This is a genomic window from Streptomyces longhuiensis (assembly GCF_020616555.1).
GTDB classification, from domain to species: domain Bacteria; phylum Actinomycetota; class Actinomycetes; order Streptomycetales; family Streptomycetaceae; genus Streptomyces; species Streptomyces longhuiensis.
Window position 1 is genome coordinate 4,759,997 of the sequence record NZ_CP085173.1, and the last position, 20,096, is coordinate 4,780,092.

Below are 20,096 nucleotides of genomic sequence, written 5' to 3' on the forward strand. Positions count from 1 at the left end.
CCGAGGTTCACCCGCCGTTCACTCATGCCCATCGGTCGCTTCACCTGTCCTGCCTAATTTCGGCCTTGCACGGTGCGAGTTGCCCACACGGGCGAACACCGCACCACCTACCTGGAACGAAACGACCTCGCACGCCGTCCCGGATCACCGACCGGCGGCTCCTGGAAGGAACATCCGAAAGTGAAGCTTCAGCGCAAGAACCGGCTCCGCGCCCTTTCCCTCGGCGCCATCGCCGTCTCCGGCGCCCTGGCCCTCACGGCGTGCGGCTCGGACGACACGAGTGCCAACGGCGGTTCGAGCAGCGGCCCGTCGGCCAAGGCCGGCAGCATCAAGTGCGGCGACGCCAAGGGCCAGCTGCTCGCCAACGGTTCCTCCGCACAGGCCAACGCCATCCAGGCCTGGGTCAAGGCGTACACCGCCGAGTGCAAGGGCGTGCAGATCAACTACAAGCCCGAGGGTTCGGGCGCCGGTGTCACGGCGTTCACCCAGGGCCAGGTCGCCTTCGCCGGCTCGGACTCCGCCCTGAAGCCCGAAGAGGTCGCCGCCTCCAAGAAGGTCTGCTCCGGCGGCCAGGGCATCGACCTCCCGATGGTCGGCGGCCCGATCGCGGTCGGTTACAACGTCCCGGGTGTCGACAACCTGGTCCTGGACGCCAAGACCCTCGCCCAGATCTTCGACGGCAAGATCAGCACCTGGGACGACGCGGCCATCGCCAAGCTGAACCCCAAGGCGAAGCTGCCCAAGACCAAGATCCAGGCGTTCCACCGCTCGGACGAGTCCGGCACCACCGACAACTTCACCAAGTACCTCAAGGCCGCCTCCCCGGCGGACTGGAAGTACTCGGGCGGCAAGGCCTGGCAGGCCAAGGGCGGCCAGTCCGCGCAGGGCTCCTCCGGCCTCGCCCAGCAGGTCAAGCAGACCGCCGGCGCGATCTCCTACTTCGAGCTCTCCTACGCCAAGGACGGCATCAAGACGGTCGACCTCGACACGGGCGCCTCCGCGCCGGTCAAGGCCACCGTCGAGAACGCCACCAAGGCGATCTCCGAGGCCAAGACCGTGGGCACCGGCAAGGACCTCGCCCTCGAGCTGAACTACGCGACGAAGGCCGACGGCGCCTACCCGATCACGCTCGTCACCTACGAGATCGTCTGCGACAAGGGCAACAAGGCCGACACCTTCCCGGCCACCAAGTCCTTCCTCACCTACATCGCGAGCCAGGACGGCCAGGACTCCCTGGCGGCCCTCGGCTACGCGCCGATCCCCTCCGAGATCAACACCAAGGTCCGCGACACCATCGCGAGCCTGAGCTGACCCAGCGTGCGGCCCGCCCCTCACCGGGGGCGGGCCGCACCGTCCGGTGCACCGCCGCCTGGAGCCGCCCGACCGCGACTCCGCAGACCGGAGAACCCCATGGATATATCCACGAAGACGACTGCTCCACCCGCCCCCGCCGACCCGCCCACGCCCGCGCTGCAGACGCGCGCGTCCCGCGGCGCCACCCGCCCCGGTGACCGGATCTTCCTCGGTCTCTCGCGCGGCTCCGGCATCCTGCTTCTGGTGATCATGGCCGCCATCGCGGCCTTCCTCACCTACCGCGCCTCGATGGTGCTGTCCAAGAACGACGGCAACTTCCTCACGACGTTCGAGTGGAACGCCAACGCGACCCCGCCGGTCTTCGGCATCGCGGTCCTCGCCTTCGGCACGATCGTCTCCTCGGTCATCGCCATGGCGATCGCCGTCCCGGTCGCCGTCGGCATCGCGCTGTTCATCACGCACTACGCGCCGAAGAAGATCGGCGGTGCGATCGCGTACGTCGTCGACCTGCTCGCCGCCGTACCGTCCATCGTGTACGGCCTGTGGGGCGCCCTCTTCCTGGTGCCGCACCTCACCGGCTTCTACAGCTGGCTCGACGACTACTTCGGCTGGACCGGCATCTTCGAGTGGCAGGGCGGCGCCCCGCGCACCCTCCTCGCCGTCGGCATCCTGCTCGCGATCATGATCCTCCCGATCATCACGAACGTCAGCCGTGAGGTCTTCCGGCAGGCGCCCCTGATGCACCAGGAGGCCGCACTCGCGCTCGGCGCCACCCGCTGGGAGGTCATCCGCATGTCGGTGATCCCCTTCGGCCGCTCCGGCGTCATCTCCGCCTCGATGCTCGGCCTCGGCCGCGCGCTCGGCGAGACCATGGCCGTCGCGACGGTCCTCTCCCCCAGCTTCGAGATCAACGCCAGCCTGCTCGACCCGGGCGGCGGCACCTTCGCGCAGAACATCGCCGCGAAGTTCAGCGAGGCCACCGAGCAGGGCCGTGACGCGCTCATCGCCTCCGGTCTGGTCCTGTTCATCATCACGCTGGTCGTGAACGGCGCGGCCCGCGCGATCATCGCCCGCCGCAAGGAGTACTCGGGGGCCAACGCATGAGCAACGCAACGATCACCCCGCCGGCCCCCGGCACCGACTCCCTGAGCGCCGCGCGCCTGCCGCGCTGGTCCCCGTACGCCATCGCCGTCGGCGCCGTCGCGATCGGCTGCGCGATCGGCCTGGGCGCCGGACTCGACAGCCAGATCCAGTGGGGTCTGATCGCCGCGGTCCTGTTCGTGCTCGGCACGTTCGGCATCGCCACCGCCGTCGAGGGCAAGCGCCAGGCCAAGGACCGCGTCGCGACCAGCGTCGTCTGGGTCGCGTTCATCCTCGCCGTGATCCCGCTGGTCTCCCTGATCTGGGAGACCGTCTCTCGCGGCGTGAAGGTCCTCGACGTCTACTTCCTGACGCACTCGATGGGCGTCGTCACCGACGCCGAACCGGGCGGCGGCATCTACCACGCCATCATGGGCACCCTGGAGCAGGTCGGCCTCGCCACCCTGATCTCCGTGCCGATCGGCCTGCTCACCGCGATCTACCTGGTCGAGTACGGCCGGGGCAAGCTCGCGAAGGCGGTCACCTTCTTCGTCGACGTCATGACGGGCATCCCGTCGATCGTCGCGGGCCTGTTCATCCTCAGCTTCTGGATCCTGATCCTCGGCTTCAGCTACTCCGGCTTCGCCGGGTCGATGGCCCTTTCCATCCTGATGATCCCGGTCGTCGTCCGCTCCACCGAGGAAATGCTCAAGCTCGTCCCGAACGAGCTGCGCGAGGCCTCCCTCGCGCTCGGCGTACCGAAGTGGCGCACGATCCTCAAGGTCGTCCTGCCGACGTCGATCGGCGGCATCACGACCGGTGTGATGCTGGCCATCGCCCGCATCGCCGGCGAGACCGCGCCCGTACTGCTGCTGGTCTGGGGCAACCCGCTCATCAACACGGACCCGTTCCAGGGACCCCAGTCCTCGCTGCCGCTGTACATCTACCAGCAGTACCAGAACAGCGGCGGCAGCCCGGCGGCGTACGACCGTGCATGGGCGGCGGCTCTCGTCCTCATCGCCTTCATCATGATCCTCAACCTGGTGGCCCGCGGCATCGCCCGCTGGAAGGCCCCCAAGACCGGCCGCTGACGCGGCATCTGGAAGTGAATTAGTTATGGCCAAGCGAATCGACGTCAGCGGCCTCACCGCGTACTACGGCTCCCACAAGGCGATCGAGGACATCTCGATGACCGTGGAGCCCCGCTCCGTGACGGCCTTCATCGGCCCGTCCGGCTGCGGCAAGTCCACCTTCCTGCGCACCCTGAACCGCATGCACGAGGTCACCCCCGGTGGCCGCGTCGAGGGCAAGGTGCTCCTGGACGACGAGGACCTCTACGGCACCCACGTCGACCCGGTCGCCGTGCGCCGCACGGTCGGCATGGTGTTCCAGCGCCCGAACCCGTTCCCCACCATGTCGATCTTCGACAACGTGGCGGCGGGCCTGCGCCTGAACGGCTCGTACAAGAAGAGCGAGCTCGGCGACGTCGTCGAGAAGTCCCTCAAGGGCGCCAACCTCTGGAACGAGGTCAAGGACCGCCTCAACAAGCCCGGCTCCGGCCTCTCCGGCGGCCAGCAGCAGCGTCTGTGCATCGCCCGCGCCATCGCGGTCGAGCCCCAGGTGCTCCTCATGGACGAGCCCTGCTCGGCCCTCGACCCGATCTCGACCCTCGCCATCGAGGACCTGATCGGCGAGCTCAAGGAGCGCTTCACGATCGTCATCGTGACGCACAACATGCAGCAGGCGGCCCGCGTCTCGGACCGCACGGCGTTCTTCAACCTGTCCGCGGTCGGCCAGCCCGGCAAGCTCGTCGAGATCGACGAGACCGAGCGGATCTTCTCCAACCCGTCGGTCCAGGCCACCGAGGACTACATCTCGGGCCGCTTCGGCTAGACACCACCCGCTCCTTGCGGTGCTGCATGGCGGTGCCACCGCAAGGCAAAGGGCCCGCCCCCTGGCTCCCGGGGGGCGGGCCCTCTTTCTCGTTCCACGAAGACTGCGTACTGCGAGACCGCCTGCGGGCGGACCGCGTACTAGCCGAACGCGAGATTCACGATCCAGTAGCTCCCCGCCGCGACCAGCGCGGCGGCCGGCATGGTGATGAACCAGCCGAGGACGATGTTCTTGGCGACGCCCCAGCGGACCGCGTTCACGCGCTTGGTCGCGCCCACGCCCATGATGGCCGAGGTGATGACGTGCGTCGTCGAGATCGGCGCGTGGAACAGGAACGCCGAGCCGAACATGATCGACGCACCGGTCGTCTCAGCCGCGAAACCCTGCGGCGGATCGAGCTCGATGATCTTGCGCCCGAGGGTCCGCATGATGCGCCAGCCACCCGCGTACGTACCGAGGGACAGCATCAGCGCGCAGACGAGCTTGACCCAGACCGGGATCGGGTCGCTGTAGGTCTCGTGCCCGGAGATGACCAGGGCCATCACCACGATGCCCATCGTCTTCTGCGCGTCCTGGAGACCGTGGCCGAGCGCCATGCCGGCCGCCGACACCGTCTGCGCGATACGGAAGCCGCGCTTGGCCTTGTGCGGGTTGGACCGCCGGAACAGCCACAGGATCGCGCACATGACGAGATAGCCGACGATCAGACCGATCACCGGCGAGGTGAGCATCGGGATGACGATCTTGTCGAGCACGCCGGACCAGTAGACGGCCGTACCGCCGGCGAGCGCCGCGCCGACCATGCCGCCGAACAGCGCGTGCGAGGACGACGACGGCAGGCCGAAGTACCAGGTGACCAGGTTCCAGATGATCGCGCCGACGAGCGCGGCGAAGAGGATGCCCATCCCCTTGCTGCCCTCGGGCGTGGCGATGATCCCCTCACTCACCGTCTTGGCGACGCCGCTGCCCATGAAGGCACCGGCGAGGTTCATCACCGCGGCCATCGCGAGCGCCGCGCGGGGCGTCAGCGCACGCGTGGAAACCGACGTGGCGATCGCGTTCGCCGAGTCGTGAAAGCCGTTCGTGTATGTGAATCCGAGCGCGACGCCGATCGTCACGATCAGTGCGAAGGTGTCCATGAGAAGGCCTCAGGACTCCTTGACGGCGATGGTCTCCACCGTGTTCGCCACGTGCTCGAAGGCATCCGCCGCCTCTTCGAGCACATCCACGATCTGCTTGAGCTTCAGCACCTCCATGGCGTCGTACTTGCCGTTGAAGAGCTGCGCGAGCAGCTTGCGGTGGATCTGGTCGGCCTGGTTCTCGAGGCGGTTGACCTCGATCCAGTACTCGGTGAGGTTGTCCATGGTCCGCAGGTTCGGCATGGCCTCGGCGGTCAGCTCGGCCGCGCGCGCCAGAACCTCGATCTGCTGCTCGACACCCTTGGGCAGCTCTTCGACCTGGTAGAGGACGACGAGGTCGACGGCCTCCTCCATGAAGTCCATGATGTCGTCGAGGGACGACGCGAGGTTGTAGATGTCCTCGCGGTCGAAGGGCGTGATGAACGAGGAGTTCAGCTGGTGGAAAATCGCGTGGGTGGCGTCGTCACCGGCGTGTTCCGCTGCCCGCATCCGCTCCGCGATCTCGGCCCGGGCGGAGGAATCCGCCCCGAGCAGTTCCATCAGGAGTTTCGAGCCCGTGACGATGTTGTCCGCGGATGCGGCAAACATGTCGTAGAAGCTCGTCTCCCTGGGGGTCAGACGAAAGCGCACGTGGGGTCCTCGGGGTGCTTTGGATTCGGTCAGGCTGATGCTAGGCGCATCATCCGGCCACGGCTAACCGGCAATACCCCAGTGTCGCCCATCAGGCACAGTGATCAGCACGGGGTCCCGCGAACCCGTCGGACCCCCTCGGAATTCGGTACCATATACCCACTAGGGGTATACAACGGGAGGACGCGATGACCACGGAGGCGACCGAGATCGTGGCCGACCACGACGGCGAGAACGTGACGGACCACGACCGTGGGATCCACGGGTACCACCACCAGAAGGCCGAGCACCTCAAGCGCCTGCGCCGCATCGAGGGCCAGATCCGGGGCCTGCAGCGCATGGTCGACGAGGACGTCTACTGCATCGACATACTCACGCAGGTCTCCGCTTCCACCAAGGCCCTCCAGTCCTTCGCGCTCCAGCTCCTCGAGGAGCACCTGCGCCACTGCGTCGCCGACGCGGCGGTCAAGGGCGGCGACGAGATCGACGCGAAGGTCGAGGAGGCGACGAAGGCGATCGCGCGGATGCTGCGCACCTGAGACGCCCGGGACACGCACCGCGCGCCCTGCCCCTGTGAGATACGTGACCCGTGAGGGGCGCGCCGGCCCCGGCGCGCCCCTCACGGGTTCAGGACTCCCGGGGCTCCCCGGCCCCCTCGTCCCGGGGCCACCGCTCCTCGGCGACCCTCAGCACCTCGTCGATACGGTCCGCACTGAGCCGGTCCTCATCCGCGGCCGACGCCGCGATGATCAATTCACCGCACAGCTCGATCTCGGCGAGGGCGACGTGGTCATGAACCGCCGTGCCGCCCACCGGAGCCACGTCCATCACCTCTTCCAGCCGTAAGCCGTAGCCGTAACCGACTTCCTAGAGTAGGGAGCGGCCTACGCGCTGCGCATGGCACGGACGGACCATTTCCGGACGGCTAATTCTCGGCGATCTTCCCGGCGAAAATGTCCCTTGTGTCGGGAAGTTCGATATTCGCCGAAATCCCGAAGCCGTCGAGAAGAGTGGTGGACGCCACATCGACGACCTCCCGCTTCCCGCCCTTCCCCTTCACCGCAGCCGTCACCTTCGTATTCACGAAGCTGAACCGGTGGCGCACCTTCCTGATCCGGCCCTCGTCGTCGAGGTACACGTCGAACGGCACCTGGTCCTTGGCGAACCCTTTCGCCGCGGCCGTCAGCGACTGCCGGCTCGCCGGGGAGGCGGCACGGGCGGCGGCCGCCATGTCGACGGTCCCGCGGTAGTGCCGGACCTCCGTCCCGTCGAGCTCGCTCTCCCCCATGTACGTCACCTTGCGCGCGCCCCGCAGCAGTTCGGCGGCGGCCAGCGGGTCCGTGGCCCCGCCCGTGACCAGGTTCCCGTCCGACATGGTGGCCGTGTCGACCCGCACCCACTTGTCGGCGGGCACCCCCGCGCCCCGGTTCTTCATGTACAGGGCGCCGGGCGCGAGGAGTTCGGTGATGGGCCGGTGTTCCTCGGCGCCGGAAGGATCCTGCGGAAGCACGACCTTCAACTGCCCGACGTGCGCCCGGTAGTCGTAGACGCCCTCGCCCCTGATCGTGACGCGGGTCCCGCCGCTCGCCATCTCCATGGACGTACGGGCCTTGGAACTGCCCTCCCTGACCAGGCGGTCGGCCGCGTCGTGCACGGCGGCGGCGGACTCGGCCGGGCTCTCGTTGTCCGCCTCGGCGGCCGAACAGCCGGTGGCGAGGCCCATCAGTCCGACCGCCGCGGCCGCCGCGACCGCCCGTGCTGCGCGTCCGTGCTGCACCATCGCCTGTCTGCCCCCAAGCCCTGTCCGAGCGTCCGCGGCCCCTCTGTCGACCGGATAACGACGGTTGCCTGCACCCGTCACGCGTACCGTTGAGCTGTGGCACAAGAGCAGTCCGAACTCCCCGAGACCCACCGAACGACCACGGCCGAACAAGGCCGCTTCTGCCTGGCCCGCTGCACCTGCGGCTGGCGCGGCCCCTCCCGCAGAGCCCGCTCCAAGGCGAGAACCGACGCCGAGGAGCACACGGCCGGCCCCTGACCCGACCCCCGGCGTGGAACCCCGCGCTCCCCACAGACGTCTCGTACCCCGGGAACCAACGGGAGGCGTCCATGGATCGGCGTACGTTCATCGCAGTCGGCGCGGCCACCGTCACGGCAGGTGCGGCCACGGCGTGCAGCACCGGCGCGGCGGGGGCCGGCGGGCGGACCACGCCCAGCGCGACGACCAGCGCGCCCATCCGCACCACCAGCGCGAGCGCCTCCGCCTCGGCGAACCTCAAGGCACTCGCCAAGGACCTCGACGGCACCCTCGTCACCCCCGGCCAGGCCAAGTGGGCGGCCGCGCGCCAGCTCTACAACACCCGCTTCGACAGCCTGAAGCCCACCGCCGTCGCCTACGTCGCCCACCCCGACGACATCCGCACCACCCTCGCCTACGCGCGGGCCCACCACGTCCCCGTCTCGATCCGCAACGGCGGCCACTCGTACGCGGGCTGGTCGTCCGGCGACGGCCGTCTGATCCTCGACGTGTCCAAGCTCTCCACGATCAGGGCTTCGGGGAGCGAGGCCGTGGTGGGCGCGGGCGCCAAGCTCATCGACGTGTACCGCGCCCTCGCCGCGAAGGGCGTCACCATCCCCGCCGGCTCCTGCCCCACCGTCGGCGTCTCCGGCCTCACCCTCGGCGGCGGCCACGGCGTCGTCTCCCGCGCCTACGGCCTGACCTGCGACAGCCTCACCCAGGCCACGCTGATCACGGCGGACGGCAAGCAGGTCGTCGCGAACAAGAGCGAGAACAAGGACCTGTTCTGGGCCCTGCGCGGCGCGGGCAACGGCAACTTCGGCGTGGTCACCGAGCTCCGCTTCCGCACGCACCCCGCCCCGCAGGCCGTCTCCGCGTACATGACCTGGCCCTGGTCGAAGGCCACGGCCGTCCTCAAGGCCTGGCAGGAGTGGGGCCCCTCGCAGCCCGACGAGATCTGGTCGTCCTGCCACATAGCCAACGCGGTGGGTGGCCGGCCGACCATCTCGATCGCCGCGTTCTCCCTCGGCACGTACCGCGAGCTCCAGAACGCCGTCGACCGCCTCGCCGACGGCCCCGGCGGCCCCGGCCCCGCGTCGAACGTCTCCCTCAAGCGGCGCTCCTACGAGGAGTCGATGGAGGTGTACGCGGGCTGCTCGGCGTTCGCCGAGGACGCGATGTGCCATCTGCCGGGCACCACCCCGGGCCGCAGCACCCAGGGGGCGCTGGGGCGCGAGACGTACGCGGCCCGCTCGGACTTCTTCGACCGCTCGATCTCCTCGGCCGGCATCCGCGCCCTGTTCGCCAAGATGGAGAACGTCACCTCGGGCGCCGGCAGCATCGCGCTGACCGCCCTCGGCGGGGCGATCAACCGCGTCGACCCGACCGCCACCGCCTTCGTGCACCGGCGCTCCCGGATGCTCGCGCAGTACATCGTGTCCTGGCGGGCCGGAACGTCCGGCTCCACGGCCCGCGGCTGGCTCGACTCCACCCACGCGGCGATGCGCCCGTACGCGTCGGGGGCGGCGTACCAGAACTACACGGACCCGACGCTGACGGACTGGCGCAAGGCGTACTACGGCGACGCGGCCGCACGCCTGACGACGGTCAAGAAGCAGTACGACCCGAACCGCTTCTTCACGTTCCCGCAGGCGCTCTGAGCGCCCCCTGATCTGAGCGCGCCCATGATCCGCGCCCCGAGGGGCGCGGGAAACCGCGCGCTCCGCCGCCACCGGGCCGGCACCACGCGCGGCCGTTGCGGCGGTAAGCGCCCCCCGGACGGCTCAGGCAACACGCCCTCGGCTGGCCCAATCGGGGGCGCCGGGGTCCGCTGGAATCATGAACAAGCCCCGGATACCCCGCATAGCCGCCGTCTTCGCGATCGCCGCCGCCGCGTTCGCCCTGGGCATCACGACCGCCGCCGTCACCGACGACGGCTCGGACCACCCCGCCGCGGGCTCCCTCGCGGTCACCTCCGGCGCCGTGGCGCTCGCCGGTGCCGCCGGCGGCACCGTCCTCCTGTGCCGACGTGCGGCAGAAGAGACTAAGCGGCCAGATCCCGCTCTTCCGACTCACGAGCCTCAGGAATCTCCACCGTCTCCCGAGCCGACGGCGCAGCGCTAGGCGACCACACCAGCCACCGCAGCCGCGTCGTCCGACCGACGGCGCGCGCCAGAGGGGTGAGCAGCGCGGACGCGAGCGGCGACAGGAGCAGCGCCACCGCCGTGCCGAGGGCGAATCCACCGACGACGTCCGTCGGGTAGTGCACGCCCATGAAGACCCGGCAGAACCCTTCGAGCACCGCGAGCCCCAGCCCGATGAGCCCGAACTTCCGGTGGGCGACGAAGAGGCCGGCGCCGATGGCCATGGCGAGCGTCGCGTGATCGCTGACGAAGGAGAAGTCCGACTTGCCGCTGACCAGGACGTCGAGGCCGTCGTGGTCGGTGAAGGGCCTGGGCCGTTCGACGAAGCTGCGGATCGGCACGTTCACCAGGACGGCGATCCCGGCGGCGAGCGGCGCCCACACGACGGAGGCGACGGACGAGGCGGCGTCGTCGAGCGAGTCCTGCTTCCGCACGCCCCACCAGCACCACAGCGTGAGCAGCACGAGCGCGAGCAGCAGCCCGTACTCACCGACGAACGCCATGGTGCTGTCGACCCAGCCGGGGGCGTCCTTCGCCAGGCCGTTGATGTCGTAGAGCAGACCGACGTCGGGGTTGGACCCGGAGGCCCCGAGTGCCGAGAGTCCAGCCAGTCCAGCCATCTCGCCGCGGCCCCTTCGTCTTGCTGCTCAGTGGGCGCACACAGTCGTGCGCCGCTCGTCCACCCCCGTGGTCATAGATCCGCGGTCTTCGTCGATCCGCGATCGGCTCAGGAAAAGGAACGCACGGTCCCCTCTCCTTCGTTCCACAATCCACGGAATGATCACGTAGACGTTATCGAAGAGAGACACGAAGCCGCAGCTCAGGGCAGGGCTCTGACGGAGAGTTCCGGCCACGTCACACTTCGGGGTTTCCGTCCGGCCTCTCGCTCGGCACGGCCTTCGCACCATCTTCGGTCACCCGTGTCGCCCCGAAATAGTCGGGTGTGTCGACCGGGTCGAACCGGATCACGGCACCCGGACGCGGCGCGTCGATCATGTAGCCGCCGCCCACGTAGATCCCGACGTGCCGGATCGCACGGCTGTCGGTGAGATCGTCCGAGAAGAAAACGAGATCCCCCGGCAGCAGCTCGTCCCGCTTGGGATGCGGCCCGGCGTTGTACTGGTCGTTCGCGACCCGCGGCAGCTCGATCCCGACCTCCCGGTACGCGGCGAGCGTCAGCCCCGAGCAGTCGAACCGGCCGCCCTGATCGGCGGTCCCGTTCCCGCCCCACAGGTACTCGGTCCCGAGCTTCTTCTGCGCGTAGTAGATGGCACCCGCAGCCTGCTGCGAGGGCTGCACCCGGCCGACCGGCCGCGCGAAGCTCTTCTCCAGGTTCGTGATCGTCTTCACGTAGTTCTGCGTCTCGCGGTACGGCGGCACGCCCCCGTACTTGATGACGGCGTACGCGCCCGCGTTGTACGCGGCGAGCATGTTCTCGGTCTGATTGCCCGGCGCGTCCTTCACGTACTTGGCGAGCGAGCAGTCGTACGAGGCCGCGGACGGAATGGCGTCCTTCGGATCCCAGATGTCCCGGTCCCCGTCCCCGTCCCCGTCGACCCCGTGCGCGGCCCACGTCCCCGGGATGAACTGCGCTATCCCGAGCGCCTTCGCCGGGCTCTTCGCGTTCGGGTTGAACCCGCTCTCCTGATAGAGCTGCGCGGCGAGCAGCGCCGGATTGATCGCGGGGCAGAGGTTCCCCCACTCCTGCACGATCGACTGGTACGCGCTGGGCACGGCGCCCTTGGCGAGCCCCACGGCCCCCTTGCCGACCCCGCTGGCGAGACTGCCGGCTGCCATGAACGTACCGACGACGAGCAGCGTCACGAACCCGGTCCCCCCGGCGGCGAGCGCACCCCCGACGACCCACGCCTTACGCACCGTCAACCGCCCCTCGAAGCCCGGTAGTACGCCGGGCCTCAGTGTAGGTGGGCAGGGTTCTCACCGGCCCTCATCGCAAGGACGCACCCCCCGGATTGTCCGAATCACGCACACGGGCCCCGACGCCGTCGCCGCTCTCGTCCGGCGGGCGCGGGGGCGGTCGCGCGTCTCGCTCGCGGCCGCGGCCCGTCGGGGGGCCGATGCCCCTTCGCTTGACCGGGATCTGCCACTCGCACCCCTATGGACAGCCCGCCCCAGGACACCTTCCACGAAAGCCCAGCTGGGGCAGTGCCCTCCTGGCAGCGCTCTCATGACCGGCGGCAGAGCTCTCAATGACTGGCAGATTCGGGCCAGTTCCCGTCCACGACGAAGAAATCAGCCCGCCCCGCCCGCATCCAAACCGGCCCGCACCCGGCAGCCCGCCTCCCCCCGTCACCCAATCCGCTTTCATCGGTGACCTCCGGGAAGGACGCCCCATGCCCCACGACGACGCATCCGGTGACCGCCGGTGAGTGGCCAACGAATCGTCACCGTCCAGGTCACGGCGCAGACCTGACGTTCATTGCCCGGAGTGACGCAGCGTGATACACAGAGTGACCGTACGTTCCGTCGTATACGCAACCATGTGAAGACGTTGGAACTCAGCCAAGGAATGGCGCCAAGTCGGCAGGCATCCGCGGCGATCTGGGCAAGAATGGGCCTGACCTCTGCGCTGCGGCGGGGGCGACAGAACTACCCACTTGGGGCGGTGAGTTACACATGCTGCTGGCAGCCGGCAAGGGCAACATCGACACCATCATCGGCGGGATCGCCCCCGACTGGGGCCCATTCCAGAACCTGGGCAAGGAAGCACAGGTGATGGTCGAGGTCGTGATGGCGGTGGCGATCCTGCTGTGCCTGGGCATCGCCATCTGGGGCGCGGCCAAGCAACGGATCGGCGCGACGGCCCTGCGCGACACCTTCAGCGCCGAGCAGGGCAAGGGCCTCATCATCGCGGGGCTGACCGGCGTCTTCATCATCGGCTCGCTCGGCACGCTCTTCACCATCGTGTACGGCATGGCGATCTAGCCCTGTTCCGCCCGCTCCGGTCTCATCTGCACTGAGGTTGCAACTCCCTGATGTCGAGTCACCACACCGCGCCCGCGCGGAAAGCAGCGCGGCTACCGTCGTACGTGGCGGTTCAGCACGAGCCTGAGGGGGCGTACGCGGGATGAGTCCGGGCGACGGCAACGACGACGACCTCTACGGCGGCACAGGTCAGACCCGCACGCGCCTGCCCGACGGGGGTCAGGGCGACATGTACGGGGGCACCGCGCGCAGACCCGCCCGCTCTTCGTCGCGCAGCCTCATCACGGTGGTCGGAGTAGTGGTCCTCCTCGTCGCGGCGATCGCCTTCGCCAACCGCGGAGACGATGCGTCGTCCGACGGCGCGAGCGACAAGAAGCCGGGCACGTCCCCGACGGCCCCCACGGGGACGAAGGCGGTCGCGTCGGGGTTCGCCCATGACGAGCAGGGGGCGCAGAGCGCTGCGGCGAATTATGCGGTGGCTCTCGGCTCCGCCGAGATGTTCGACAAGAGCCGCCGTCACTCGATCGTCGATTCCGTCTACGCCCCTGACGTCGCGGCCGACCGCCAGGCCAGTCTCGACAAGGTCTATGCCCAGGAGGCCTTCCTGTCCAGCATCGGCCTGAACAAAGACGGTTCGGCGCCCGGCGGATCGACGTTCGTCTCGCGGATCATCCCCGTCGGCACGAAGGCCGTGAAGTTCGCCGACGACAGCGCCACCGTGGACATCTGGTACTCCTCCCTCTTCGGCCTGGCCGGCACGGACACCAAGAACCCCGTGTCCGAGAGCTGGTTCACCAACACGTACGAGCTGCGGTGGACCGGCGGCGACTGGAAGGTCACGGACTTTCAGCAGAAGGACGGACCCGTGCCGGTCGGCCGCGACCAAAGGGCCTCCACCGCGGACGACATGGCGAAGGCTGTAGAGCAGTACGGAGGGTTCACGTATGCCCGGTAGCCGACGCCGCACCCTCACTCTCGCCGCAGCTGTGACCACGGTGCAGACCGCGGCCGTGCTTCTGGCGACGCGTGCCTTCGCGGCTCCCGACCCCAAGTCGTCGAGCGACCCCTGCGACCTCATCCGCGGCCCCGCCAAGGCCTACTGCGAGCGCGGCAACGGAAAGTCCAGTGGTGGGAGTCCCGCCACACCCCCCGGCACCACCAACCCCCTGGACCCCCTCTCCTCCCTCGCCAAGGGCTGTGCCGACGCCGCGTCCTGGACCGTGGACATGCTCAGCAAGTCCATCAAGCAGAACGCCAACGTCGACTTCACCAACCCGAAGTTCCTTCAGCAGTACGCCATCGTGTTCGCGGCGTCGGCGATTCTCACGTTGCTGCTGTGGCTGCTCGCCGTGGCCAAGAGGGCCGTCCGGGGTGTCCCCCTCGGTACCGCCCTCTCCGAGGCCATCGGGTTCCTCTGGCTCACGGTCATCGCGTCCGCGTTCACGCCGCTGATCCTCTACACCGTCGTGTCCGCGACGGACGGTGTCTCGGACGTGCTGGCGAAGGCGACGGGGGATCAGACGGACGCGTTCTTCGGGACGTTCTCCGGTGCGCTGAAGAAGGGCGACGACATAGGGGGCGGGCCGATCATGCTGATCGTCGTCTCGCTCGTGTCGATCCTCGCCGCGGGTGTGCTGTACCTGGAGCTGTATCTGCGGGCCGTGCTGCTGTACGTGGGCGCGCTGCTCGGGGTCGTGGTCTACGCCGGGCTCGTCGACAAGAACCTGTGGGGGCATGTCCGTCGGTGGGCGGGCGTCATGATCGCGGTGATCCTGGTGAAGCCGGTGATCGTGATCGTGCTGGGGCTCGCGGGTGCGCTGTCGGGGTCCGAAGGGCCCGACTCGCTCGCAGCCGTGGTGTCCGGTCTCGCGATCGTGCTGCTCGCGATCTTCGCCAGCGGCATGATCTACCGCTTCGTACCCGGCTTCGGCGACGAGATCGCCAACGGGCGTAACAACCGCATCATGCGCGGCGCCGAGAGCAAGGCGGCCGCGGTCATCAGTTCACCCGCCGCACTCGTCTCGCAGGGCATCAAGACGCACAGCGCCCGCGCGGACGGTGGCGGCGGCAGCGGTGGCGGCCAGTCCCAGGCGCGCCCCGCGAACCCCGTGTCGGGAGGCGTGGCCGCACACAGCACACGCCCCTCCTCCGGGGGCAGTGGCGGTGGCGGCGGATCTGTCCCCTCCGCCGCACCTCCGCCCCGCACGAGCCCCACGAACACGCCGCACGCGAGCAATACGCGTAGCGGTGGTAACACCGGCAACAGCAATCGGCAAGGAGGTGCAGGGCGTTGACGACCCAGTCCCATGTGTCCCCATCGGTCACGCCCCGCCGTACGTATCTGATCGGCCGTGCCCGGCCGAACGCCATCGTCGGCAAGAACCGCGAGACCGGCGAGATCGCCCTCATCATCGGGGGCGCTTTCCTGGGCATGATGTGCGGGCTTCTCGTCCCCGCCCTGTCCCTGCGCATCGCGCTGCTCCTGGGCTTCCCGCTGATCGCGCTCGCGGCCGTCTACATCCCGTACAAGCACCGCACCTTCTACAAGTGGTTCGAGATCAACCGCAGTTACAAGCGGCAGCTGAAGCGGGGCACGACGTACCGGTCGCGGGCCATGGACGCCGGCGTCCGGCTCGACGGGCGCGAGGTGGAGATCGGGCCGCCGCCCGGCATCGGCCGGCTGACGTGGCTGGCCGCGCCGTTCGGGCCGGACGAGATCGCCGTGCTGCTGCACGCCGACCGGCGGACGGTCACGGCCGCGATCGAGATCGAGGGGCCCGGCGTCGGGCTGCGGGACAGTGAGGACCAGGAAGCGCTGGTCGACCGGTTCGGGACGCTCCTGAAGCACGTCGCGAACGGGGACGGCTTCGTCACGCGCCTCCAGATGCTCGCCCGCACGCTCCCCGCCGACCCCGACGCGCACGCCAAGGACGTCGCCGTGCGCGGCGACGACCGCACGCCGGGCTGGCTGCAGCAGTCGTACGACCAGCTCCAGTCGATGGTGTCGACGAGCAGCGAGCAGCACCGCGCCTACCTCGTGGCCTGCATGCACTACACCCGCGAGCTGGCCGCCGAGGCGCACGCCATGGCCCGTGCGGCCCGTCCCCACAGCGGCCGCAAGGTCGACCGGGACGCCGGGCTCGCGGTCGTCATGGCGCGCGAGCTGACCGACATCTGCTCGCGCCTCCAGGAGGCCGACATCCGGGTGCGGCAGCCGCTCGGGCAGGGGCGTCTCGCCTCGCTCGTGCACTCCATGTACGACCCGGATCATCCGATCGACCACATCCAGGCCATGACCAAGCGCAACGCCTGGCCGGCCGAACTCGACGCGATGGAGCCGACGTACCTCCAGGCCAAGACGCGTGAGTCGTCGACGCGGGCGCCCTGGTGCCACGCCACCGCCTGGGTGAAGGAGTGGCCGATGACGCCGGTCGGCGTGAACTTCCTGGCGCCGCTCCTCGTCCACACCCCCGACGTCATCCGCACCGTGGCCGTCACGATGGACCTGGAACCCACCGAGGTCGCCATCGAGCGGATGCTCACGGAGAAGACGAACGACGAGGCGGAGGCCAGCCGCGCCGCCAAGATGAACCGGACCGTCGACCCGCGCGACGTCGCCGCCAACACCCGCCTCGACCAGCGCGGCGAGGACCTCGCCAGCGGCGCGGCCGGGGTCAACCTCGTCGGCTACATCACCGTCTCCTCCCGCTCGCCGGAGAGCCTCGCGCGCGACAAGCGCACGATCCGCGCCTCCGCCGGCAAGTCCTATCTGAAGCTGGAGTGGTGCGACCGCGAGCACCACAGGGCCTTCGTCAACACATTGCCGTTCGCGACCGGCATCCGACGGTAGAGGCAGGGCTCTGAGATGCGGGATCCGCTGTCCATGGCCACGGACGCCTTCACCTCCTTCCTGTTCGGGAAGGTGGAGACGACCCGGCTTCCGGTCCGTACGTCGACGGGGCAGGCCCAGGCGGTCTACCTGCCGACGGCCGCCCCCGGCCTCGGCGACTCGGGCGTCATCATCGGCCGCGAGGTGTACTCCGGCAAGGGCTACATCTACGACCCGTTCCAGTTGTACGGGCAGCAGCTGCCCGCCCCGCACTGGCTGGTCCTCGGCGAGTCCGGCAACGGCAAGTCCGCGCTGGAGAAGACGTACGTCCTGCGGCAGCTGAGGTTCAAGGACCGCCAGGTCGTCGTCCTCGACGCGCAGGGTGAGGACGGGGTCGGCGAATGGAACCTCATCGCCGAGGAGCTGGGTATAACTCCCATCCGGCTGGACCCGACGGCCGCTCTGGACATGGGGATCCGGCTCAACCCGCTCGACCCGGCGATCACGACGACCGGGCAGCTCGCCCTGCTCCGGACGATCATCGAGGTCGCCATGGGGCATGGCCTCGACGAGCGCTCGGGCTTCGCCCTCAAGGTCGCGCACGCCTACGTCAACGAGACCATCGTCGAGCGTCAGCCCGTCCTGACCGACATCGTCGAGCAGCTCCGCCACCCGGAACCCGAGTCGGCGGAAGCGATGAACGTGGCCATAGACGACGTACGGGCGTGGGGACTCGATGTCGCCCTCGTCATCGACCGTCTCGTGGACGGTGACCTGCGCGGCATGTTCGACGGTCCGACGACGGTCGGCATCGACCTCGACGCCCCGCTGATCGTCTTCGACCTCTCCCACATCGACCGCAACTCCATCGCGATGCCGATCCTGATGGCGATCGTGGGTGTGTGGCTGGAGCACACGTGGATCCGGCCGGACCGCAAGAAGCGCATCTTCCTGGTGGAGGAGGCGTGGCACATCATCAACTCGCCCTTCGTGGCGCAGCTGTTCCAGCGGCTCCTGAAGTTCGGCCGGCGCCTCGGTCTGTCCTTCGTGGCCGTCGTCCACCACCTCAGTGACGTGGTGGACGGGGCCGCGGCCAAGGAGGCGGCCGCGATCCTGAAGATGGCCTCGACCAGGACCATCTACGCCCAGAAGGCCGACGAGGCGCGGGCCACCGGTCTCGTACTCGGCCTGCCACGCTGGGCCGTGGAGATCATCCCCTCGCTGACCCCGGGCATCGCGGTCTGGGACGTGAACGGGAACGTCCAGGTCGTGAAGCACCTCATCACCGAGACGGAACGGCCCCTGGTCTTCACCGATCGCGCCATGACGGAGTCCTCCGCCGAGACGCTCGGCGACGACGACGCCATGCGCGCCGCCGACCTGGAGGCGGAGGAGCGGGCGGCCGCCTTCGTGGAACAGCACATGGGCGACCGGCTGAAGGACTCGTCGGAGTCGACGGTGGCCTGAGGTCTGTGGTCTGTGGTCTCAGTTCTGGGGCTCTCAGGGCTCTCAGTTCTGGGGCCGGCGGTCTGAGACCTGAGGTCTGGGAAGTTACTGGTGGGGCTCGGCGAGAGCGAGAGCGGCATGCGGCGGCACGACGCCTACGAGCAGGACGACAGGTACGGGGACCGGGGCCGGGGTGGCCCCGCCCCGCGGGAACGGGAACGCGGCATTCCCGACGGGCTGCTCCTCGGCGTGCTCGCGTTCCTGCTCGGCATGACCGTCATGGTGTGGACGGCGACGGGCCTGTCGGGCCTGTTCTCCAAAGGCACCTGGCCGGACGGCGTGACGATCCGCCACACGCCGGTGGCGATGCGCTCCCTCATCGGCCGCCCGCACGACCTGCCGGGCGCGTGGCCGGACACCCCGGACGGGCAGCTTTCCGGGTACGGGCTGTTCTGGGGCCTGTTCATCGGCCAGGTCCTTGTGCTGATCGTGCTCACGGTGTTCGTCGCGGGGACGGTGGCGCGGTGGCGGGCCGTGCGGCGGCGGGGCCGGGCGGAGGCAGCAGCCGCTGCGCATTCGGCCGAACCGGCGCCCGTGGCCGCCCCCGCTCCCCGGGCCGCGGTCTCCGAGGTCCCGGCGGCCGGGCCGGAGCCCTCTGCGAACCCGGAGAACCCGGAGCTCCACGAGAGCCCCGCCGCCCCGCCCGCCCCCACGGCCCTCCCCACCCCCCGCGGTCCCGTCGTCCTCGGGCCCGCCGAGACCCGCGCTCCCCGGGCCATCCAGGCCATCAGGGACGCCGAGGGTCCCGTCCTCGTCGTCACGTCGTCGGCGAGTGTCTGGGCGGAGACCAAGGACGCCCGGTCGAAGCTCGGCCCCGTCCTCGTCTACGACCCCACCCACCTGTGCGACACCCCGGCCCGCCTCCACTGGAACCCGGCGCAGGGCTGCGAGGACAAGCCCACGGCCGCGTCGCGGGCGGCCGCCCTCCTCGCCCCGATCCGGCCCACCGCCAAACTCGACACGGCCACCGCCGACACGGCGGAGACGCTGCTGCGGAGCTTTCTGCACGCCGCCGCCGTGGACGCGAAGCCGTTCCGGCACGTGCACCGCTGGGCGCAGGGCACCCAGGTCCAGGAGGCCGTACGCATCCTGCGGACGAGCCCGAAGGCGGCGGCCGGCTCCGCGGGCGAGCTGGAGGCCGCGCTCACCTCGCACCCCGAACGCCGCGACATGGCACAGGAGTTGACGGCCCGCGCCCTGTCCTCCCTTTTCTCCGTCCACATCCGCGAGGCGTGCACCCCAAACCGAACTGATGCGCTCACCCTGGATTCCTTCGTGAACGAAGGGGGCACGCTTTATGTGGTGGGTGAAGCCATCGAGGATCCCAAGGCGGACCCGGGCGCGATGCCCCTCCTCACGGCCCTCGCCTCAAGCGTGGTCGAGCACGGCCGGCGCATGGCCGAACGGTCATCTGCCGGTCGGCTCGACCCACCAATGACGCTCGTCCTCGACGACGTCGCCGCGGTGGCTCCGCTTCCCCAGCTTCCGGAGCTGCTGTCCACCGGAGCGGACCGGGGTCTGCCGACCCTGGCCCTCCTCCGGTCCCGGGAGCAGGGCCGGGCCCGCTGGCCGCACGCCGAACTTCCGGTCGCCTGACG

Annotated in this window: 19 protein-coding genes; 13 read left to right on the forward strand and 6 right to left on the reverse strand. The window is 69.5% G+C overall.

The window, feature by feature from the left end; translation table 11 throughout:
* The first annotated feature begins 180 nt into the window (after positions 1-180).
* The 4 genes from pstS to pstB all read left to right on the forward strand — a co-directional run bounded on the left by pstS (position 181) and on the right by pstB (position 4,287).
* On the forward strand, positions 181-1,311 hold the full coding sequence (gene pstS / locus LGI35_RS22070; RefSeq protein WP_227295722.1) for a phosphate ABC transporter substrate-binding protein PstS: 1,131 nt from the start codon (positions 181-183) through the stop codon (positions 1,309-1,311).
* 99 nt (positions 1,312-1,410) lie between these two features.
* Positions 1,411-2,418: a phosphate ABC transporter permease subunit PstC gene (gene pstC, locus LGI35_RS22075; RefSeq protein WP_227295723.1), complete on the forward strand. Its 1,008-nt coding sequence runs from the start codon at positions 1,411-1,413 to the stop codon at positions 2,416-2,418.
* On the forward strand, positions 2,415-3,485 hold the full coding sequence (gene pstA / locus LGI35_RS22080; protein WP_227295724.1) for a phosphate ABC transporter permease PstA: 1,071 nt from the start codon (positions 2,415-2,417) through the stop codon (positions 3,483-3,485). Before pstC ends, pstA begins: the two co-directional genes overlap by 4 nt.
* A gap of 25 nt (positions 3,486-3,510) precedes the next feature.
* Complete coding sequence (pstB, locus tag LGI35_RS22085) at positions 3,511-4,287, forward strand: phosphate ABC transporter ATP-binding protein PstB (RefSeq protein WP_100595598.1); 777 nt, start codon at positions 3,511-3,513, stop codon at positions 4,285-4,287.
* A gap of 140 nt (positions 4,288-4,427) precedes the next feature.
* Here pstB and LGI35_RS22090 read toward each other — a convergent pair whose 3' ends face one another.
* Both LGI35_RS22090 and LGI35_RS22095 read right to left on the reverse strand, forming a co-directional pair.
* A complete protein-coding gene (locus tag LGI35_RS22090) occupies positions 4,428-5,426 on the reverse strand; it encodes an inorganic phosphate transporter (RefSeq protein ID WP_116512249.1) in 999 nt (332 codons plus the stop codon).
* Positions 5,427-5,435: 9 nt separating this feature from the next.
* Complete coding sequence (locus LGI35_RS22095) at positions 5,436-6,056, reverse strand: DUF47 domain-containing protein (RefSeq protein ID WP_116512248.1); 621 nt, start codon at positions 6,054-6,056, stop codon at positions 5,436-5,438.
* Between the two features lie 188 nt (positions 6,057-6,244).
* On the opposite strand from LGI35_RS22095, the gene LGI35_RS22100 reads away from it, so the two are divergent.
* Positions 6,245-6,595 carry a metal-sensitive transcriptional regulator gene (locus tag LGI35_RS22100; protein WP_116512247.1) on the forward strand — a complete coding sequence of 117 codons (351 nt, stop codon included), beginning with the start codon at positions 6,245-6,247 and terminating at the stop codon, positions 6,593-6,595.
* An 88-nt stretch (positions 6,596-6,683) separates the two neighbouring features.
* On the opposite strand, the gene LGI35_RS22105 is transcribed toward LGI35_RS22100, so the two are convergent.
* The gene (locus LGI35_RS22105; RefSeq protein WP_227295725.1) at positions 6,684-6,884 is read right to left on the reverse strand and encodes a hypothetical protein; all 201 of its coding nucleotides are present in this window, start codon (positions 6,882-6,884) and stop codon (positions 6,684-6,686) included.
* Between the two features lie 97 nt (positions 6,885-6,981).
* Positions 6,982-7,836, reverse strand: coding sequence for an SCO4651 family lipoprotein (locus LGI35_RS22110; protein WP_227295726.1), 855 nt, complete (start codon positions 7,834-7,836; stop codon positions 6,982-6,984).
* Between the two features lie 96 nt (positions 7,837-7,932).
* On the opposite strand from LGI35_RS22110, the gene LGI35_RS22115 reads away from it, so the two are divergent.
* Together LGI35_RS22115 and LGI35_RS22120 are read left to right on the forward strand one after the other, a co-directional pair.
* Positions 7,933-8,094, forward strand: coding sequence for a hypothetical protein (locus tag LGI35_RS22115; protein ID WP_227295727.1), 162 nt, complete (start codon positions 7,933-7,935; stop codon positions 8,092-8,094).
* 71 nt (positions 8,095-8,165) lie between these two features.
* Positions 8,166-9,734 carry an FAD-binding oxidoreductase gene (locus LGI35_RS22120; RefSeq protein ID WP_227295728.1) on the forward strand — a complete coding sequence of 523 codons (1,569 nt, stop codon included), beginning with the start codon at positions 8,166-8,168 and terminating at the stop codon, positions 9,732-9,734.
* 383 nt (positions 9,735-10,117) lie between these two features.
* Here LGI35_RS22120 and LGI35_RS22125 read toward each other — a convergent pair whose 3' ends face one another.
* Both LGI35_RS22125 and LGI35_RS22130 read right to left on the reverse strand, forming a co-directional pair.
* Positions 10,118-10,837, reverse strand: a complete 720-nt coding sequence (locus LGI35_RS22125) for a phosphatase PAP2 family protein (RefSeq protein WP_227295730.1) — start codon at positions 10,835-10,837, stop codon at positions 10,118-10,120.
* Between the two features lie 235 nt (positions 10,838-11,072).
* Positions 11,073-12,095 carry a C40 family peptidase gene (locus LGI35_RS22130; protein WP_116513563.1) on the reverse strand — a complete coding sequence of 341 codons (1,023 nt, stop codon included), beginning with the start codon at positions 12,093-12,095 and terminating at the stop codon, positions 11,073-11,075.
* A gap of 759 nt (positions 12,096-12,854) precedes the next feature.
* Here LGI35_RS22130 and LGI35_RS22135 point away from each other — a divergent pair.
* The 6 genes from LGI35_RS22135 (at position 12,855) to LGI35_RS22160 (ending at position 20,094) form a co-directional block, all read left to right on the forward strand.
* Positions 12,855-13,163, forward strand: a complete 309-nt coding sequence (locus LGI35_RS22135) for a hypothetical protein (RefSeq protein WP_116512240.1) — start codon at positions 12,855-12,857, stop codon at positions 13,161-13,163.
* Between the two features lie 142 nt (positions 13,164-13,305).
* Positions 13,306-14,118, forward strand: a complete 813-nt coding sequence (locus LGI35_RS22140) for a DUF8175 domain-containg protein (protein ID WP_227295733.1) — start codon at positions 13,306-13,308, stop codon at positions 14,116-14,118.
* Positions 14,108-15,457: a hypothetical protein gene (locus LGI35_RS22145; RefSeq protein ID WP_227295734.1), complete on the forward strand. Its 1,350-nt coding sequence runs from the start codon at positions 14,108-14,110 to the stop codon at positions 15,455-15,457. Before LGI35_RS22140 ends, LGI35_RS22145 begins: the two co-directional genes overlap by 11 nt.
* Positions 15,454-17,013 carry an SCO6880 family protein gene (locus LGI35_RS22150; protein ID WP_227295736.1) on the forward strand — a complete coding sequence of 520 codons (1,560 nt, stop codon included), beginning with the start codon at positions 15,454-15,456 and terminating at the stop codon, positions 17,011-17,013. The genes LGI35_RS22145 and LGI35_RS22150 overlap by 4 nt, the downstream gene beginning before the upstream one ends.
* Positions 17,014-17,028: 15 nt before the next feature.
* Positions 17,029-18,459, forward strand: a complete 1,431-nt coding sequence (locus LGI35_RS22155) for an ATP-binding protein (protein ID WP_227295738.1) — start codon at positions 17,029-17,031, stop codon at positions 18,457-18,459.
* A gap of 117 nt (positions 18,460-18,576) precedes the next feature.
* Entirely contained in the window at positions 18,577-20,094 is a 1,518-nt protein-coding gene (locus tag LGI35_RS22160; protein ID WP_227300435.1) for a type IV secretory system conjugative DNA transfer family protein, read from the forward strand.
* Positions 20,095-20,096: the final 2 nt, after the last annotated feature.

Bases quoted from the DNA above. Each gene is read 5' to 3' on its own strand.
- pstC (WP_227295723.1), top strand. From the start codon at position 1,411: ATGGATATATCCACGAAGACGACTGCTCCACCCGCCCCCGCCGACCCG.
- pstA (WP_227295724.1), top strand. From the start codon at position 2,415: ATGAGCAACGCAACGATCACCCCGCCGGCCCCCGGCACCGACTCCCTG.
- pstB (WP_100595598.1), top strand. From the start codon at position 3,511: ATGGCCAAGCGAATCGACGTCAGCGGCCTCACCGCGTACTACGGCTCC.
- LGI35_RS22090 (WP_116512249.1), bottom strand. From the start codon at position 5,426: ATGGACACCTTCGCACTGATCGTGACGATCGGCGTCGCGCTCGGATTC.
- LGI35_RS22100 (WP_116512247.1), top strand. From the start codon at position 6,245: ATGACCACGGAGGCGACCGAGATCGTGGCCGACCACGACGGCGAGAAC.
- LGI35_RS22105 (WP_227295725.1), bottom strand. From the start codon at position 6,884: ATGGACGTGGCTCCGGTGGGCGGCACGGCGGTTCATGACCACGTCGCC.
- LGI35_RS22110 (WP_227295726.1), bottom strand. From the start codon at position 7,836: ATGGTGCAGCACGGACGCGCAGCACGGGCGGTCGCGGCGGCCGCGGCG.
- LGI35_RS22120 (WP_227295728.1), top strand. From the start codon at position 8,166: ATGGATCGGCGTACGTTCATCGCAGTCGGCGCGGCCACCGTCACGGCA.
- LGI35_RS22125 (WP_227295730.1), bottom strand. From the start codon at position 10,837: ATGGCTGGACTGGCTGGACTCTCGGCACTCGGGGCCTCCGGGTCCAAC.
- LGI35_RS22135 (WP_116512240.1), top strand. From the start codon at position 12,855: ATGCTGCTGGCAGCCGGCAAGGGCAACATCGACACCATCATCGGCGGG.
- LGI35_RS22140 (WP_227295733.1), top strand. From the start codon at position 13,306: ATGAGTCCGGGCGACGGCAACGACGACGACCTCTACGGCGGCACAGGT.
- LGI35_RS22145 (WP_227295734.1), top strand. From the start codon at position 14,108: ATGCCCGGTAGCCGACGCCGCACCCTCACTCTCGCCGCAGCTGTGACC.
- LGI35_RS22155 (WP_227295738.1), top strand. From the start codon at position 17,029: ATGCGGGATCCGCTGTCCATGGCCACGGACGCCTTCACCTCCTTCCTG.
- LGI35_RS22160 (WP_227300435.1), top strand. From the start codon at position 18,577: ATGCGGCGGCACGACGCCTACGAGCAGGACGACAGGTACGGGGACCGG.